General features: G+C 71.4%; 13 protein-coding genes. 5 read left to right on the top strand and 8 right to left on the bottom strand.

The window, feature by feature from the left end; genetic code table 11:
• Positions 1-80 precede the first annotated feature (80 nt).
• From ABZ877_RS21320 to ABZ877_RS21310, 3 genes are read left to right on the top strand one after another with little or no spacing between them, the layout of a single operon-like run.
• Entirely contained in the window at positions 81-2,303 is a 2,223-nt protein-coding gene (locus ABZ877_RS21320) for an acetate--CoA ligase family protein (protein WP_361073516.1), read from the top strand.
• A gap of 17 nt (positions 2,304-2,320) precedes the next feature.
• Complete coding sequence (locus ABZ877_RS21315) at positions 2,321-3,118, top strand: enoyl-CoA hydratase-related protein (protein ID WP_361073514.1); 798 nt, start codon at positions 2,321-2,323, stop codon at positions 3,116-3,118.
• A 42-nt stretch (positions 3,119-3,160) separates the two neighbouring features.
• Positions 3,161-3,772, top strand: a complete 612-nt coding sequence (locus ABZ877_RS21310; RefSeq protein WP_361073756.1) for a flavin reductase family protein — start codon at positions 3,161-3,163, stop codon at positions 3,770-3,772.
• On the opposite strand, the gene ABZ877_RS21305 is transcribed toward ABZ877_RS21310, so the two are convergent.
• Positions 3,762-5,045 (bottom strand): MFS transporter, encoded by a 1,284-nt coding sequence (locus ABZ877_RS21305; protein ID WP_361073512.1) that lies wholly within the window; start codon positions 5,043-5,045, stop codon positions 3,762-3,764. The two genes, ABZ877_RS21310 and ABZ877_RS21305, sit on opposite strands and share 11 nt — an antisense overlap.
• A 71-nt stretch (positions 5,046-5,116) precedes the next feature.
• Here ABZ877_RS21305 and ABZ877_RS21300 point away from each other — a divergent pair, with 71 nt between their 5' ends.
• Positions 5,117-6,088, top strand: a complete 972-nt coding sequence (locus ABZ877_RS21300; protein ID WP_361073510.1) for a helix-turn-helix domain-containing protein — start codon at positions 5,117-5,119, stop codon at positions 6,086-6,088.
• Between the two features lie 240 nt (positions 6,089-6,328).
• Here ABZ877_RS21300 and ABZ877_RS21295 read toward each other — a convergent pair whose 3' ends face one another.
• The 3 genes from ABZ877_RS21295 to ABZ877_RS21285 are packed head-to-tail and all read right to left on the bottom strand — an operon-like array spanning position 6,329 to position 9,482.
• On the bottom strand, positions 6,329-7,378 hold the full coding sequence (locus ABZ877_RS21295) for an alcohol dehydrogenase catalytic domain-containing protein (protein ID WP_361073508.1): 1,050 nt from the start codon (positions 7,376-7,378) through the stop codon (positions 6,329-6,331).
• Positions 7,375-8,538 carry an acyl-CoA dehydrogenase family protein gene (locus ABZ877_RS21290; protein ID WP_361073506.1) on the bottom strand — a complete coding sequence of 388 codons (1,164 nt, stop codon included), beginning with the start codon at positions 8,536-8,538 and terminating at the stop codon, positions 7,375-7,377. Before ABZ877_RS21290 ends, ABZ877_RS21295 begins: the two co-directional genes overlap by 4 nt.
• 29 nt (positions 8,539-8,567) lie before the next feature.
• Positions 8,568-9,482: an SDR family oxidoreductase gene (locus tag ABZ877_RS21285; protein WP_361073504.1), complete on the bottom strand. Its 915-nt coding sequence runs from the start codon at positions 9,480-9,482 to the stop codon at positions 8,568-8,570.
• Between the two features lie 102 nt (positions 9,483-9,584).
• Here ABZ877_RS21285 and ABZ877_RS21280 point away from each other — a divergent pair, with 102 nt between their 5' ends.
• Positions 9,585-10,511 (top strand): cyclase family protein, encoded by a 927-nt coding sequence (locus ABZ877_RS21280; protein WP_361073502.1) that lies wholly within the window; start codon positions 9,585-9,587, stop codon positions 10,509-10,511.
• A gap of 293 nt (positions 10,512-10,804) precedes the next feature.
• Here the strand turns inward: ABZ877_RS21280 and ABZ877_RS21275 are convergent, their stop codons facing one another.
• From ABZ877_RS21275 to ABZ877_RS21260, 4 genes are all read right to left on the bottom strand, one after another.
• Positions 10,805-11,266 (bottom strand): ATP-binding protein, encoded by a 462-nt coding sequence (locus tag ABZ877_RS21275; RefSeq protein WP_361073500.1) that lies wholly within the window; start codon positions 11,264-11,266, stop codon positions 10,805-10,807.
• Positions 11,267-11,687: 421 nt separating this feature from the next.
• Positions 11,688-12,695, bottom strand: a complete 1,008-nt coding sequence (locus ABZ877_RS21270) for an acyl-CoA dehydrogenase family protein (protein WP_361073498.1) — start codon at positions 12,693-12,695, stop codon at positions 11,688-11,690.
• 1 nt (position 12,696) lies between these two features.
• Positions 12,697-13,854: an acyl-CoA dehydrogenase family protein gene (locus ABZ877_RS21265; protein ID WP_361073496.1), complete on the bottom strand. Its 1,158-nt coding sequence runs from the start codon at positions 13,852-13,854 to the stop codon at positions 12,697-12,699.
• Between the two features lie 11 nt (positions 13,855-13,865).
• A complete protein-coding gene (locus ABZ877_RS21260) occupies positions 13,866-15,068 on the bottom strand; it encodes an amidohydrolase family protein (RefSeq protein ID WP_361073494.1) in 1,203 nt (400 codons plus the stop codon).
• Positions 15,069-15,171: the final 103 nt, after the last annotated feature.

Raw genomic sequence — 15,171 nt, 5'->3', positions numbered from 1 at the left:
CTGACGAAGCGTCAGTTCAGTAACCTGACTGTGCGTCAGTTGCTTCTCGTCGTCGCTGTCACACAGGAGCGGGCGGACCGATGCTTGGATCGACCTACGGCACCCTGACCACCGACGCCCGCCGGGCCCGCGTGATCGCCTGCGGCGAGCGGCCCGGACCCGCCGTGCACGGCACGGCGGGCGGCGACGACCGCGACGTCAGCGGGCGCCCGCTGCACCGCGACGTACCGGACCTGGACCGCTTCTTCCGCCCCGAGACCGTGGCCGTCGTCGGGGCGTCGGACGCCGAGGGCCGCCCCAACACGGGCATCACCCGTCAGTTGACGCGCTGGGCGGAGCGGGTCGGCGCGCGCCTGTACCCCGTGAACCCCACCCGCGAGACGGTCTTCGGGCTGCCCTGCTCCCCGTCCGTGCCGGAGCTGCCGGTCCAGGTCGACCTGGCGGTGCTCCTCGTCGCGGACCCGCTGCCCGTGATCGAGCAACTGGCGGACGCGAAGGTGCGGTACGCGGTCGCCTTCGCCTCGGGGTTCGCGGAGACGGGCGCCGAGGGCGCGGCGGCACAGCGGCGCCTCACGGAGGCGGTCGAACGCTCGGGAATGCGCCTCCTGGGCCCGAACACCAACCTCAACGCCTTCGAGCACTTCCGCGACGACCTCGAAGGCCCGGCCATCGCACTCATCACGCAGTCGGGACACCAAGGCCGCCCCGTCTTCGCCCTCCAGGAGTTGGGTGTCCGCCTCTCGCACTGGGCCCCGACGGGCAACGAGGCCGACCTGGAGACCGCCGACTTCCTCTCCTACTTCGCGCACCGGCCCGAGGTCGGCGCGATCGCCGCCTACATAGAGGGCCTGAAGGACGGCCGCTCCTTTCTCCTGGCCGCCGACCGGGCCGCGTGCGCGGGCGTGCCCGTCATCGCGGTCAAGGTGGGCCGCACGGAGACGGGCGCCCGCACGGCCGCCTCGCACACCGGGAAGCTCACGGGCGCGGACTCGGTGGTGGACGCGGCGATGCGCCAGTTCGGCGTCGTCCGCGTGGACGGCCTGGACGAACTCCAGGACACGGCGGCGCTGCTCGCCCGCGCGAGGCCGCCGCAGGCGGACGGGGTGGCCGTGTACTCGATATCCGGCGGCACGGGAGCCCACTTCGCGGACCTGGCGACAGCGGCGGGCCTGAACCTGCCACCGCTCCCGGAGCCGAAGCAGGCGGAGCTGCACCAGTGGATCCCGGACTATCTGAGCGTGGCGAACCCGGTGGACAGCGGCGGCCACCCGGTCGGCGACGAGCGGGGCCGGAAGATCATCGACGCGCTCCTCGCCGACCCGTCCATCGGCGTCCTGGTCTGCCCCATCACGGGCCCGTTCCCCCCGCTGAGCGACAAGCTGGCGCGGGACCTGGTGGACGCGGCCGAGCACACGGACAAACTGATCTGCGTCGTATGGGGCTCACCCGTCGGCACGGAGCCCGCATACCGCGAGACGCTCCTCGGCTCCTCCCGGCTGGCCACCTTCCGCACCTTCGCGAACTGCGTCACGGCGATCCGCGCCTACCTGGACCACCACCGCTTCCGGGCCGCCTACCGCTCCCCCTTCGACGAGGCCCCGCGCACCCCGTCCCCCTCCTTCCGCAAGGCGCGGGCCCTGCTGCGCCCCGGCGGGCGGCTCAGCGAACACGCGGCGAAGCAACTGCTGCGGGCGTACGGCATCCGCGTACCGCGCGAACAGCTCGTGACCAGCGCCGCGGCGGCGGTACGAGCGGCCTCCCTCGTCGGCTACCCGGTGGTGATGAAGGCCTCGGCGCCCCAGCTCGCGCACAAGTCGGAGCTCGGCCTGGTCAAGATCGGCCTGACCTCGGCGAGCCAGGTCAGGGACGCCTACCGCGACCTGGCCGACATCGCCCGCTACGAGGGCATCGACCTGGACGGCGTCCTGGTCTGCCAGATGGTCGAGCGCGGCGTCGAGATGGTCGTGGGGGTGGCGCACGACGACCTGTTCGGCCCGACGGTGACGGTCGGCCTGGGCGGCGTACTCGTGGAGGTCCTGCGGGACACGGCGGTGTGCGTACCGCCCTTCGGCGAGCCCCAGGCCCGCGCGGCGCTCGACGGGCTGCGCGGCCGCGCCCTGCTCGACGGGGTGCGGGGAGCGCCGCCCGCGGACCTGGACGCCTTGGTCGAGGTGGTCCTGCGCGTCCAGCGCATGGCCCTCGAACTGGGCGAGGACCTGGCGGAGCTGGACATCAACCCGCTGATGGTCCTGGAGCGCGGCCAGGGCGCGGTGGCCCTGGACGCGCTGGCCGTCTGCCACTGACACAGAACAGGACCCTCATGCCCCCCGCTCCTCCGGTACTGCACGCCACGGAGAACAACGTCTCGTGGATCACGCTGAACCGCCCGGAGACCCTGAACGCCGTCACCCGGGACCAGCGGAACCGTCTCATAGCGCTCCTGGAGGAAGCCTCCTCCAGCCCACAGACACGCGCGGTCGTCCTGACGGCGACGGGCAGGGGATTCTGCGCGGGCGCGGACCTCCGCGATCAACCGGCGAGCCCCGCCCCCCGCCCGACGGGCGACGTCTCCCGCACGATCCGCCAGGGCGCCCAGCGCCTGATCGCCGCGGTGCTCGACTGCGAGAAGCCGGTGATCGCGGCGGTCAACGGCACGGCGGCCGGCCTGGGCGCGCATCTGGCGTTCGCCTGCGACCTGGTCGTCGCGGCGGAGTCGGCCCGCTTCATCGAGGTCTTCGTCCGGCGCGGCCTGGTCCCGGACGGCGGCGGCGCCCATCTGCTCCCCCGCCTGATCGGCCCGCAGCGCGCGAAGGAGCTGATGTTCTTCGGCGACGCGCTGCCGGCTGCCGAGGCGGAGCGCATGGGCCTGGTCAACAAGGTCGTCCCGGACACCGAACTGCCCGGAACCGTACGGGAGTGGGCGGAACGCCTGGCGGCGGGCCCGACCCGGGCCCTGGCGCTCACCAAGCACCTGGTGAACGCCTCGCTCTGCACGGACCGGGCCACGGCGTTCGCGGCGGAGGCGACGGCACAGGAGCTGAACATGGGCACACACGACGCGCGGGAGGGCGTGGCCGCCTTCGTGGAACGCCGCCGCCCGCATTTCGAGGGCCGCTGACCCTTCCCATCTGACGCCCCGTCAGCTCTACTGGCGGACATGATGGGACACGCGGGCATGGCGGCCTCGGTCGTCCGGTACCTGAGGTCGGTCGGCTCCCCGACCACGGCGGGCCCCGTGGACGCCCTCCCCCGCCCCGAGCTGCGGGCGGTGGGCGAGGACGAACGCGCCCCGGTCGACCCGGCCGAGTTCCGCCGCGTCCTCGGCACGTTCGCGACGGGCGTCACGGTCATCACGGCGGCGCCCCCGGGTGAGAGCCCGGCGGGCTTCGCCTGCCAGTCCTTCGCGTCGCTCTCCCTGGACCCGCCGCTGGTGGCGTTCATGGTGGCGCGTACGTCGACGACGTGGCCGCGGATCGCCCGCGCGGGCGTCTTCTGCGTCAACGTACTGAGCGCGAACCAGGACGAGCTGTGCCGGGCGTTCGCCGTCAGCGGGGCCGACAAGTACGCGGGCGTCGGCTACAGCGCGGCCCCGGTGTCGGGTTCGCCGCGGCTGGACGGAGCGGCGGCGTGGATCGACTGCGCGATCCACGCGGTCCACACGGGCGGCGACCACCTCATCGTCGTCGGCAGGGTCACCGCCCTAGGCACCCACGCCGAGGACCGCACGCCCCTGCTCTTCCACCGGGGCCGCTTCACGCGCCTCAGCGAGTGACGAGCGCCCCCCGCCGGATGACGAGGGACATGAGAGCGGCGACCGCACAAAGCGCCCCGGCGGCGTACCAGACGACGTCATAGTCCCCAAAGACATCCCGCGCGAGCCCCCCGAGAAAGGCAACGACAGCGGCCCCCACCTGATGAGAAGCGAGCACCCACCCAAAAACAATGGCGCTGTCATCCCCGTAGTGCTCACGACAGAGAGCAATAGTGGGCGGCACGGTGGCAACCCAGTCGAGCCCGTAGAAGACCACGAAGAACACCATCGGCGGATGCACACTGGGCGCCAGCAGGATCGGCAGGAACAGCAGCGAGATCCCCCGCAGCGCGTAGTACCCCGCGAGCAGCCGCCGCGCCTCGAACCGGTCGGTGAACCATCCACTGGCGATGGTGCCGACAACATCGAAGACGCCGATGACGGCAAGCAACGAGGCAGCCGCAGGCACCGGCATGCCGTGATCGTGGGCGGCGGGCACGAAGTGCGTCTTGACGAGCCCGTTGGTCGAGGCACCACAGATGGCGAAGGTCCCGGCGAGCAGCCAGAACGGCCCCGTACGAGCGGCCCTCACCAACACGGTGACGGCCCGCCGGGCGGCCCCGGCGACAGGAGCGGGCTTGGCAACGAACTCGGACGCGCCATAGGGAGCGACCCCGACATCAGCAGGATGGTCCCGCAGGAAAAGCCAGACGAACGGCACCACGGCCACGGCCGCGACCGCGACGGTGACGGCGGCGGGCCGCCACTGATGCTCCTCGACGATCCACGCCAGCAGCGGCAGGAAGACGAGCTGCCCGGAAGCCCCCGCGGCGGTCAGCAGCCCGGTGACGAGCCCCCGCCGGGCGACGAACCACCGGTTGGTGACGGTGGCGGCGAACGCCAGGGCCATCGCCCCGCTGCCGAGACCGACCAGCACCCCCCAGCACAGCACGAGCTGCCAGGCCGCGCTCATCCAGACGGTCAGCAGCGACCCGGCCGAGATGACGACGAGAGCGGCGGCCACCACCCGCCGGATCCCGAACCGGTCCATGAGGGCGGCGGCGAACGGGGCGGTGACGCCGTACAGGGCGAGGTTGACGGAGACGGCGAACCCGATGGTCCCCCGCGACCAGTCGAACTCGTCGTGCAGCGGCTCGATGAGCAGCCCGGGCAAAGAAGCGAAGGCGGCGGCGCCGATGATCGTCACAAATGTGACAGCGGCGACGCCCCAGGCCCGATGGGGCCGGCGCCCGGAGCGGAGCGGAACGGATTGCTGCGTCTGCGTCGTCGTCACCCCCCAACTTTCCGCCACGCCCTCGCCCCTGATCGAGTGGCCCGACTGCCACCCTTCGCTAGGATCGGGCCATGCATCGCGTAGCCGTACTGGCCCTGGACGGAGTGATCCCGTTCGAACTGGGCATTCCGCAACGCATCTTCGGCCGCGCGAGGACCGAGGACGGCGCCCCCCTCTACTCCGTCGTCACCTGCGCGGTCCGCGCCCCCGGCACGGTCCGCACGGACGCGGACTTCGCGATCCTCCTGGAACACGGCCCGGAGGCCCTGGCCACCGCGGACACGGTGATCGTCCCGGCCTCCTACGAACTGGGCCCGGTCTACGAGGAGGGCCGCCTGACCCCGGACCTCGCCAGGGCGATGGCACACATCCGACCGGGCACCCGCCTGGTGTCGATCTGCACGGGGAGCTGGGTCCTCGCGGCGGCGGGCCGCCTGGACAACCGCCCGGCGACGACGCACTGGGCCCACGCGGCGGCCTTCCAGCGCATGTTCCCCGCGATCAAGGTGGACGCGGACGTCCTGTTCATAGACGACGGCGACGTCCTGACGTCCGCCGGCGTGGCGGCGGGCATCGACCTGTGCCTGCACATCGTGCGCCGCGACCACGGCGCGGCGGTCGCCAACGACGTGGCCCGCCGCACGGTGGTCCCCCCGCACAGGGACGGCGGCCAGGCCCAGTTCATCGAACGCCCGGTGCCGAGCCCCCGGTCGGCGACAACGACCAGAGCCCGCGCCTGGGCCCTGGCCCACCTGCACGAACCGATCCAGCTCCGCGACATGGCAGCGCGGGAATCCATGTCGGTGCGCACGTTCACCCGCCGCTTCCGCGACGAGACCGGCATCAGCCCCGGCCAGTGGCTCACCCGCCAGCGAGTGGAACGGGCCCGCCACCTCCTGGAGACCTCGACCCTCTCGATCGACCAGGTGGCCAGGGACGCGGGCTTCGGCACACCCCAGTCGATGCGCCAGCACTTGCAAGCAACAGTGGGGGTGACCCCGACGACCTACCGCAGAACATTCAGGTCGACGACAACGACGTAAGGGAAAACGCACCGGCACCCGCGTACGAGACGGGAGGGGCCGGTCGGGGCATGTGCGCGCGCAGCACAGTTCACGCGGTAAGGAAGCGCGAAGCAGCCGGCGATGCCATCAAGATGGCGAGCACGGACATGCCCCGGGCGGCCCCGTACCCATCTAGGCACCTGTCGGAGACGCGGGAAAGCCGCTCTGCAACCCCAGACGGCCACCCTCCATTCATTGCGCATGACCAGAGGCACAGGCTCAAAACACAAGAACCCCCCGAGCAACCCGCCCAGCCACCGCATCCGCGGCAGCCACACCAAACTCCTCCACCGGATAGACCCGGGTAACCAGCTCATCAAGAAGCAGCCGCCCTTCCCGATACAACTCGGCGTACAGCCGAATGTCCCGCTGCGGCCGGGACGACCCGTACCGACACCCGAGCACCGACTTGTCGAGGAACAACGCGGCAGGCACAAAAGAAGCCTCCGCATCAGCCGCGGGCACCCCGAGCAACACAGCCTGCCCATGCCGGTCCAGCAGCTCGATCGCGGCCCGCACCAGCTCCACCCGCCCGACACACTCGAAGACGTGATCGGCCCCTTCGGGCAGAACCCCCCGCACGTCCCCCACGTCGGTCAGAAACTCCGTGGCCCCGAAAAGCCGGGCCGCACGCTCCTTCTCCGGATTGGCATCGACAGCGACAATCCGCAACGCCCCAGCAATCCGGGCCCCCTGCAACACGTTCAGCCCGACGCCACCGGCCCCGATGACCACAACGGAGTCCCCCCGATCGACCCGCGCCCGATTCAGCACGGCCCCCACCCCGGTGAGCACCCCGCACCCCATCAACGCCGCGGAGGTCAACGGAATCTCCTCCGGAATCTTGACGGCCTGAACAGCTTTCACCACAGTCCGCTCAGCAAAAGCCGAATTGGAGGCGAACTGATAAATAGACTCCCCACCCCGCGAGAACGGCCGCCCAGGCGCCCCAATGGCTTTCCGGCACATGGTGGGCCGCCCCCGATCGCACTCCGCGCACACCCCACAGTTGGCCAGCGTGGAAAGAGCGACATGATCCCCGATCCGCACATGAGTGACCCCGCTCCCCACGACCTCGACGACCCCCGCCCCCTCATGCCCGAGCACAACAGGCCGGGGAAACGGAATGGTCCCGTCGACCACGCTCAGATCGGAGTGACACAGCCCGGCGGCGACCACCCGCACCAGCACTTCCCCGGCAAGAGGCTGCCGCACCGCAAGATCGTCAACCACCTCGACCCGCCGCCCGTCGAACAGCACACCCCTCACGGCATCGCCTCCCTGGGCAGGCCGAGCACCCGCTCGGCGATGATGGTGCGCTGAATCTCGTCGGCCCCGCCGTAAATGGTGTCGGCGCGGCTGAACAGAAAGAGCCGCTGCTCCTCCCTGAGCCGATAGGGAGCGCGGGCGGACCAGTCGGAGGGCCCGACACCCCCCGCCGGCCCGAGCACCCGCACGGCGAGCTCCCCGAGCCGCTGATGCCACCGCCCCCACAACAGCTTGGACACGCTGGAGGCACCCCCCACCTGCCCGCCGCCCAGCATCCGCAGGGCGTTCCACCGCATGACCCGCAGTTCGGCCCACAGCCGCACACACTCCCCGGCCACCACGGAATCCTCGACGGCCCCACTCCTCACAGCCGCGCCGACAACGCGCCGCAACTCCTCAGCGAACCCCACCTGTTGCGCCAGCGTCGAAACCCCACGCTCGACCCCGAGCAACCCCATGGCGACAGCCCAGCCACCCCCCACGTCCCCCACGACGTCAGCGGCAAGGGCCCCGTCGAAGAAGACCTCGTTGAACTCGCACTCCCCGGTCAACTGCCGAATGGGCCGCACCTCGATCGCCCCGGGCTGATCCATGGGAACGAGCAGGAACGAGAGCCCCCGGTGCCGCCGGGCCCCGGCCTCCGTACGGGCCAGCACGAAACACCAGTCGGCTTCGTGCGCGAGCGAGGTCCACACCTTCTGCCCGCTGACCCGCCACCGCCCATCGTCTCCGCGTACGGCGGCGGTCCGCACCGACGCCAGATCGGACCCGGCGCCGGGCTCGCTGTACCCCTGGCACCACAACTCCTCACCCCGCGCGATCCCGGGCAGGAACCGCTCCTGCTGCGCGCCGCTCCCATGCATCAGCAACGTGGGAGCGAGCAGGTTCTCCCCGATGTGCCCGCACCGCCCAGGAGCCCGGGCGGCGGCGTACTCCTCGGCCCAGACAACTTGCTGGGTCAGACTCGCCACCCGGTTCCCGAACCCACCCCGCCCCCACCCGAGCCCGATCCACCCGCCCCGCCCCAACTCCCGCTCCCACGCACGCCGCTGAGCAAAGGAAACCGCACCCTCCCCACCAAATTCCACAAGCCGCGAAGAAAGCCACCCCCGCACCTCACCCCGAAACGCCGCGTCCTCAACCCCGAACCCGAACTCCACGAGCCCACCCACCCCTCATAACTCACCGTTCACTGATTGGGCCGCTCCCCAGCGGCAGCAGCCCGCGTTATCTCCCCCAGAACGGAGAGCATCGGCATGGGCTCACTCCCCACACTCCCCGGCAGCACCTCGGCGACGCGCTCCGGGGTCCATGGCCCGTCCGCGTACACGGCCCGCACCTCCCGAGGCTGCGCCCACAACGCGATCTTCGGCCCGGCGACGGTGTAGACCTGCCCGGTGACCCCCGCCTCCCGGGCCCGCTCGCTCAGCAGGTACACGACGAAGGCGGCGACGTCCTCGGGCTCCCCGATCTCCTTCAACTCCATGGGGACGGCGGCCGACATCCGCGTACGGGCGACGGGCGCGACGGCATTGGCGATCACCCCGTACTTGTGCAGCCCCAGGGCGGCGCTGCGCACCAGCGAGATGATCCCGCCCTTCGCGGCGCTGTAGTTGGCCTGAGCGACAGAGCCTTGATGATTCCCGCTGGTGAACCCGATCAGAGCCCCACCGCCCCCCTGCTTCCGCAGGACGCGGGAGGCGGCCCGGAACACGGTGAACGTCCCCTTCAGATGCGTGGCGACGACCGCGTCCCACTCCTCCTCGGACATGTTGAAGAGCATCCGTTCCCGCAGGATCCCGGCGACGCAGACGACCCCGTCGAGCCGCCCGAACTCGTGCACGGCCGCGTCGACGACCCGTTGTCCCCCTTCCATGGTGGAGACGTCGTCGGCGACCGCGACGGCGGCCCCGCCCGCCGCCTCGATCTCCTTGACGACGGCCGCCGCGACCTCGGACGTGGGCTCGGCGCCCTCCACGCCGACCCCGTAGTCGTTGACGACGACCCGCGCGCCCTCCGCCGCGCACGCGAGTGCGACCGCCCGCCCGATGCCGCGTCCGGCGCCCGTCACGGCGATGACCTTGCCGGCCAGGAAGTCCCCCACGCCCGTCCCCTTCCCGCGGTTTCTGACGACCCGTTAGATTGAGCGACGCCGCAGATTCTACGGCCCGTCAGATACGGGAACGCAAGACCCGGGAGGCCCTCGATGCCGCTGCCCGCCGAGTTCCACGAGATCGCGAAGCGCGTCAACAACTGGGGCCGTTGGGGGAAGGACGACGAGACGGGGACCCTGAACCTGATCACGGACGACACGGTCCGCCGTGCGGCGGCGGAGATCCGTACGGGCCGCCGCGTCCCCCTCGCGCTCCCCCTCCAGCAGGACGGCGTCCAGTCGGGCCTGATCCCGGGCCGGATCAACCCGTTGCACACGATGGTCCAGATCAACCAGTGCGTCTTCGGCCCGGACACGGTCGCCACCAGCGACGACGCTGTGACGATGGGGCTGCAGGCGGCCACGCACTGGGACGCGCTGACCCACGTGTCGCACTCGGGCCACCTCTACAACGGCCGCCCCGCGGACACGATCACGGCGCACGGCGGCGCCGAGTTCAGCGGCATCGACAAGGCCCCGTACGTCGTCTCGCGCGGTGTGCTCCTCGACGTGGCGGCCGCGAAGGGCGTGGACCGCCTGCCGGGTGACCACGCCGTGACGCCCGAGGACCTGGACGAGGCGGCGGAGTTCGGCGGGGTGACGGTCCGCGCGGGCGACGTCGTGCTGGTCCGCACGGGCCAGGTCCGGGTGTATCTGGCGGGCGACAAGAACGGCTACGCCTACCCGTCACCGGGCCTGTCGCTGCGCACTCCGGAGTGGTTCCACGCCCGTGACGTGGCGGCGGTCGCGAACGACACCCTCACCTTCGAGATCTTCCCGCCGGAGGTGGAGAACCTGTGGCTCCCGGTGCACGCGCTCCACCTCGTCGAGATGGGGATGCTCCAGGGCCAGAACTGGAATCTGGAGAACTTGTCCACAGCCTGTGGAGAAGAGAAGCGGTACGCGTTCTTCCTCTCGGCGATGCCGGAGCCCTTCAAGGGGGCGACCGGCACCCCGGTGGCCCCGGTGGCGGTGCTCTGAGATCCGCGTAAAGCACGCGGTCAGAGCACCTCCACGGCAACGATCCGGACTCTCGCCAAGGGCCACCGTCACAACGGCCCTCGACGTCCCCTCACAGCGAATCGCTGCCCAATAGCGTGATCAAACGGACACCGCGCGTCAACACCCTTCCGGGTATTTGCGGTTAATGCGGCAAATCCTCCGGACGCGCACGGAAGCACAGGCCGGGTGCGGACCCGGCGCACGGCCGCCCCGGCCCCGGTACGTACGCCCGGCACGGCCGACTGGACGCGCTCCCAGCAGGGCCCGCGCACTCAGACGGCCTCGAACGCCGCCCCGCCGTACGCGCCCACGCCACCCACGACAGCCCCCGCGCACCGGTCCAGCTCGCACCAGATGGCCTTGCCGCCGCCCTCGGGCTGCCAGCCCCACCGGTCGGCGAGCCCCTCGACGAGTTCCAGGCCCCGCCCGTTGGTCTCCTCGCGGTCCGCGTGCCGGGGCGTCGGCGGCCGGGCGCTGGCGTCGGCGACCTCCACGCGCACCGTGCCCGGACACTGCTCCCGCACCCCGGGCAGCACCATGCGGAGCACGGCGGGCCGGCCGGTGTGCACGACGGCGTTCGTGACCAGTTCGGAGACGAGCAGGATCAGCGTCTCGGCCAGCGGCTCGTCGTCCTGTATCCCGGAACCTGCGAGGCGGGAACGCACCCACTTGCGGGCCCGTCCCACTTCCGCGGGGTCCGCCCCGACATCCAACTGAACCTGAAGCACCTGCACCGCTCACACCATCCGAATCCGGCGGGACCGCTGGAGTTCTGCCTCTCGCCACTGACCATCCTGGACACTGCCGAGGATCACGGTCCGTGATCCCGTCGCTGCACAGCATGGTTGACGTACAGTCACCCCAACAAGCGCTTCGGGCATATTCCAGCGCGAAGGAGTACGCGTGCGGCATACTGTGCGACGCGTCTCGCGGGGGCTCGAACAGGCGGGCATGCAGCTCCGTCCTGCGCTGCGAGCGGCACACATCCCTGGTTTCGGAGCCGCCTCGGAGGCGACGCCGACACCTTCGCCGGGGTTCAGCACCACTCGCATCTGCCACAAGGTACCGGAGCCGACGGCCGACTCCGCGCCGTGACGAGCATCCCGAAGGACACAACCCGGTATCGACGCGCGGTCACTGTGCGTACACCCTTCCTCAAGGCATGCCCAGGGCGGCGGCGAGCGTCTCCTCCGCGGCCCGCGCGCCACCCGCCAACTCGGCGCGCACCCAGGCCCGCTTCAGATGCAGATGGACGTCGGCGTCCCAGGTGAAGCCCATGCCGCCGTACACCTGGAGGCAGTCGCGGGCCCCCCGCACGGCGGCCTCGTCGGCGAGCAGCCCGGCTGCGGCGATCTCGACGGGGTCGCCGGTGACGGCGGCGGCATACACCGCGACGCGAGCCATCTCGACCCGTACGAGCATGTCGGCGCACAGGTGTTTTATTGCCTGGAAGCCCCCGACGGCCCGCCCGAACTGCTGCCGCTGCCGCGCGTGTTGCACGGCCATGTCCAGGGTCCGCCCGGCGGACCCGAGCTGCTCAGCGGCGTACAGCAACCGCCGCTCAGCGCAGACCGGACCGGCGCGATCCGCCACGACGTGCAACGGCGTGAGCGGATCGACGGAGCGGACGGCTACGGCGGCGAACGCGCCGGAGTCAGCGTCCGCGACGAGGTTGACGTCCGCGACAGAGCCGGTGTCCACGACAGAGCCGACCTCCGCGGCAGAACCGACGTCCCCAACAGAGCCGTCGGAACCGACCGCGTTCAAGGACGCGCCACCCGTCGGCACCCCCCGCACCACATCGGCCGCCTCCAGCCACGGCACGAGCCCCCCGCTCACCTCCGTCACGACCACCTCCCCGCGCTCCGCCCCGGCCACCTCGCCCGCCGCGAGGAACGTCGCCACGAGTGGGCCGGGGAGCAGTGATCGGCCGCATTCCTCGAAGAGCACGACGGCCTCCGGGAGGCCGAGGCCGGTGCCGCCCCGGGACTCGGGGAGGCGGAGCGCGAACAGGCCCGCCGCCCCCAGCTCCCGCCACAGGGCGCGGTCGAGGCGGGGCCGGTCCACCACGTCCCGCAGGGCGTCGCGTCCGAAGCGGCGGGCGAGGAGCTCCCGCAACCCGTCCCGCAGCGCCGTCTGCTCGGCCGACAGCCGGAAGTCCATGTCAGGCCCCTCCCCCGCCCGCGTGCGGCTCCTTGGGCAGGCCGAGGAGGCGTTCGGCGACGATGTTGCGCTGGATCTGCGACGTACCGGCCGCGATCGTGTACGACAGCGAGGACAGCCGGTCGCGGGTCCACTCCTGTCCGGCGTCGAGCGCGGCGGCGCCACCGAGCACCTGCGCGGCGGCGTCGTAGAGCCGCTGCCGCGCGTGCGAGTACCGCAGCTTGAAGACGGACCCGCCGGCGCCGGGCACACCCCCACCGGCCTGCGCCTCGCTCACGTTCCACTGGATGAGCCGCCACAGCGCGCTGAACTCGGCGTTGAGAAGCACCAGTTCACGCCGGAGCACCGCGTCGTCCCACCGCCCGCTCTTGCGCGCGTGGGCCGCCAGCTCGCCGAGGACCCGCCGGCAGGCGACGACCTCCCCGACGAACGCGGTCCCGCGCTCGAACGACAGGGTGACCATCGTGACCCGCCACCCGTCGTTCTCGGCCCCGACCCGGTTGCCGACGGGCACGCGTACGGCGTCGAGGAACACCTCAGCGAACTCCGTGGACCCGGCGAGCGTGCGCAGTGGCCGGACGGTGATCCCGAGCGCGTGCATCGGCATGGCCAGCCAGGAGATGCCGCGGTGCCTGGGCGCGTCGGGGTCGGTGCGGACGAGCAGCTCGCACCAGTCGGCGACCTCGGCGTGGGAGGTCCAGAGCTTGGAGCCGTCGACGACGTACGTGTCGCCGTCGCGCACCGCGCGCGTCCGCAGCGCCGCGAGGTCGGACCCGGCGTCCGGCTCGCTGAACCCCTGGCACCACACCTCGTCGCCGCGCAGGATCGGTCCCAGCCAGCGCTCGCGCTGCACCGCGCTGCCCTCGGCGGCGACGGTCGGCCCGGCGTGCAGGAGGCCGACGAAGTTGGCGCCCACGTACGGGGCGCCCGCCTTCTCCGTCTCCTCCAGGAAGATCAGCCGGACAGTCGGCGAGGCGCCCCAGTGGACGTCGCCGTACCCGGCGTCGTGGAGCCTGCGCTGCCAGCCGGTGTCGTAGACCCGCCGTCCGGGCCAGTCGTCCGGCGACGGCTTGGCGGGGAGCGTCGGCAGGGCGGCGGCGAGCCATTCCCGCAGCCGCGCCCGGAACTCCTCTTCCTCGTCGGTGTACGTGAGGTCCATGGACGACGGGCCTACTCGGCGGCCCTGTCGAGGTCCAGGCCCAGCATGCGGATGGCGTTCCCCCGCATCAGCTTGTACACGGTCGCGTCGTCGAGCCCCTTCACATGGTCGAGCGCGACCTGCTTCGTGTCCGGGAAGGTGGAGTCGACGTGCGGATAGTCCGTCTCGAAGGTGGCGTTGTCGCGTCCGACGACGTCCAGCGAGGCGATCCCGTGCTTGTCGCGGAAGAAGCAGCAGAACATCTGCCGGTAGTAGTACGTGGACGGCGGCTCGGGCACGATGTCCTTCACGCCGCCCCAGGCGCGGTGCTCCTCCCAGACGTCGTCGGCGCGTTCGAGCGCGTACGGGATCCAGCCCATCTGCCCCTCGGAGTAGGCGAGCTTGAGCGTCGGGTACTTCACGAGCACGCCGCTGAACAGGAAGTCCATCATCGACGCCATGGCGTTGTTGAAGCTGAGCGACGCCTGCACGGCGGGCGGCGCGTCCGGGGACGCGGCGGGCATCTGGGAGGAGGACCCGATATGCATGTTGACGACGGTCCCGGTCTCCTGGCAGACGGCGAAGAACGGGTCCCAGTAACCGGAGTGGATCGACGGGAGCCCGAGGTGGGTGGGGATCTCGGAGAAGGTCACCGCGCGCACGCCCCGCGCCGCGTTCCGCCGTACCTCCGCGACGGCGAGGCCGATGTCCCACAGCGGGACGATGCAGAGCGGGATGAGCCGGCCGCCGCTGTCGCCGCACCACTCCTCGACCATCCAGTCGTTGTAGGCGCGGACGCAGGCGAGGGCGACCTCCTTGTCGTGCGCCTCGGCGAACGTCTGGCCGCAGAAGCGCGGGAACGTCGGGAAGCAGAGGGACGCCTCGACGTGGTTGAGGTCCATGTCGGCCAAGCGCGCCTTCGGGTCCCAGCAGCCGCGCCGCATCTCCGCCCGGGTGATGCCCTCCAGGGTCATGTCGTCCCGGTCGAAGCCGACGGCCGCGATGTTGCGCTTGTACGGGAACTGGAGGTCCTCGTAGATCCACCAGTCGGCCGGGGGCCCGTCGGGGTCCATGGTGATGCGGTACTTGCCGCCCACGTACGCCAGCTCGCCGATGCCGGCGGTGAGCGGCCGGGGGCCGCGGTCGCGGTACTTCGCGGGGAGCCAGGTCTCGAAGAGGTGGGCCGGTTCGATCACGTGGTCGTCGACGCTGACGATGCGCGGCAGTTCCGTCATGGGTCCGATCCCCTCCGCGGTGCCGGGAGCCATATCTGATGACCCGTCAGATGCAGGCTAGCCCCGCGCCCCTGGACCGACAAGGAGCACGGTCCTACGCTCG

This window comes from Streptomyces sp. NPDC046939 (assembly GCF_040644575.1).
In the GTDB taxonomy this organism is placed as follows: Bacteria; Actinomycetota; Actinomycetes; order Streptomycetales; family Streptomycetaceae; genus Streptomyces.
Note: the sequence above shows the minus strand (reverse complement) of the source record. Positions and strands in the feature narration are given on the sequence as shown.

What these genes read in the sequence shown, in the direction of transcription:
- ABZ877_RS21320 (WP_361073516.1), top strand. Translation starts at nt 81, where the DNA reads ATGCTTGGATCGACCTACGGCACCCTGACCACCGACGCCCGCCGGGCC.
- ABZ877_RS21315 (WP_361073514.1), top strand. Translation starts at nt 2,321, where the DNA reads ATGCCCCCCGCTCCTCCGGTACTGCACGCCACGGAGAACAACGTCTCG.
- ABZ877_RS21310 (WP_361073756.1), top strand. Translation starts at nt 3,161, where the DNA reads ATGGGACACGCGGGCATGGCGGCCTCGGTCGTCCGGTACCTGAGGTCG.
- ABZ877_RS21300 (WP_361073510.1), top strand. Translation starts at nt 5,117, where the DNA reads ATGCATCGCGTAGCCGTACTGGCCCTGGACGGAGTGATCCCGTTCGAA.
- ABZ877_RS21280 (WP_361073502.1), top strand. Translation starts at nt 9,585, where the DNA reads ATGCCGCTGCCCGCCGAGTTCCACGAGATCGCGAAGCGCGTCAACAAC.
- ABZ877_RS21270 (WP_361073498.1), bottom strand. Translation starts at nt 12,695, where the DNA reads ATGGACTTCCGGCTGTCGGCCGAGCAGACGGCGCTGCGGGACGGGTTG.
- ABZ877_RS21265 (WP_361073496.1), bottom strand. Translation starts at nt 13,854, where the DNA reads ATGGACCTCACGTACACCGACGAGGAAGAGGAGTTCCGGGCGCGGCTG.
- ABZ877_RS21260 (WP_361073494.1), bottom strand. Translation starts at nt 15,068, where the DNA reads ATGACGGAACTGCCGCGCATCGTCAGCGTCGACGACCACGTGATCGAA.